The sequence below is a fragment of the Bartonella pachyuromydis genome (assembly GCF_039543065.1).
GTDB lineage: Bacteria > Pseudomonadota > Alphaproteobacteria > Rhizobiales > Rhizobiaceae > Bartonella > Bartonella pachyuromydis.
Window position 1 is genome coordinate 1 of record NZ_BAABJA010000043.1, and the last position, 1686, is coordinate 1686.

The following is a 1686-nucleotide window of genomic DNA, read 5'->3' on the forward strand; positions in this document are numbered from 1 at the left end:
CTACTGTTGATTTCCTGCTTCTTCGAGGCTGGTTTCACCAAAGTCACAAGACATTGGCCAGAGCCTTCCTCTCCACAGGCTGACACGGTGGAACTCACCGCCAAGTTTTTTAAATTAATCGCAGCATTAATGTCTCTATCATGGTGGGTCCCACAATGAGAACATCTCCACTGACGTATGTTAAGAGGTAATCGTTCAATCTTACAGCCGCAATGATGGCAGATCTTACTGCTCGCATACCAACGATCGGCAATAACAATATGTCGACCATAGCGGGTTGCCTTATATGTCAATTGACGACAAAACTCGAAAAAACTTTGATCTGAAAGCGAACGCGATAAATGACGATTTTTCAGCAAGCCTTTTACATGAAGATCTTCCAGACAAAAGCTACCAAAACGCTGAATTAAATCGGTTGTAACCTTATGCAAATTATCCGTTCTTATATTGCTTATACGCGCATGAAGCTTAGCGAGTTTTTGTTTCGCCTTATAGCGGTTGCTCGAGCCTTTTTTCTTACGACTTAAACGCCGTGATAAGCGGCGTAAACGATTTAACAAAACCTTATAAGGTTTAACGCTTCCTATAGTCTCTCCTGTCGAAAGCGTTGCAAGGGCATTAATGCCCAAATCAAGGCCAACAATAGCTTGGTTCTCGCTCAATGAGGCTTGATTATCTGTTTCAACGCTAAGACTGACAAACCACCTATCCGCTTTACGGCTAATGGTTGCTGACAACAGCTTTCCTTGAAAGCGCAATTGTTCTCGCAGACGAACCCAACCAAGTTTGGGAATTCTTATCTTGGAACCTTGCAGCTGTATTTGATCATTGGTTAAAGTAAAACGATCGTGCACTCCTTTCTTTCTAAAAGTGGGATATCGACTCTTCCCTGAAAAGAAATTCTTAAAAGCCACACCCAATTGAATAATTGCCATTTGTGGAGCATTTTTAGTAACTTCCATAATCCAAGGAAATTGTTCTCGCTTTAGAGAATTGAATTGTCTACGTAGCGCATAGTTATTAGGCTTTGGTAAACGACTATCTTTCTTCCACGCTTCATATTGCTGCTGCCACTCTCTCAGTGCCCAATTATAAGCAAAGCGTGCACAACCACTGGCTCGAGCCATATAGCTTCGCTGTTTATTGTTTAAGTCTAGAGCTATTTTGTGAGCAACAATCATTGCGATGCCTCTACAGCTTGACGAACATTCTCTAATAACTTTTGATTTTTTCTAGAACGACTTCCATAAAGACGAGCACTGAAAACAGTAATGATTTCTAAAACATCTTTAGCTAAATCTTCTTCAAAACTACTTTCTTCTCCTTGATTGAGAATGACAACCTCAACTTGTTTGGCTTCACAAATGGCGAAGACCAGTTCCGCCCCAAAGCGCAATAAACGATCTTTATGCGTAATCACCAAACGACCTATTTCATTTTCAATAAGAGCATCCAATAAACGTTTAAGACCTTTTTTACGATAATTCATCCCTGATCCTAAATCAGAGATGAGTTCATAAATCCAGCCTTGGCTTGCGCAATAAAGTTCGAGAACCTGTTTTTGTCGCTCTAAATCGTCTGTTTGATCATGGCTTGATACACGAGCATAAGCAATAGTTTTTCTTTGAGAAAGTTCTTTCGAACGAAAACAATCAGGTTTCAGCTTGGAGAGGTCATAACGGCGAT

Annotated in this window: 2 protein-coding genes; both read right to left on the minus strand. The window is 40.7% G+C overall.

Going from position 1 to position 1686, the window contains the following annotated elements:
• The coding region (locus ABD917_RS08630; RefSeq protein ID WP_345119655.1) for an RNA-guided endonuclease InsQ/TnpB family protein at positions 1-1181 on the minus strand (1181 nt) is incomplete at its 3' end.
• Positions 1178-1686 (minus strand): IS607 family transposase (locus tag ABD917_RS08635; protein ID WP_345119656.1); only part of this gene is annotated, 509 nt, incomplete at its 5' end. The genes ABD917_RS08635 and ABD917_RS08630, both read right to left, overlap by 4 nt.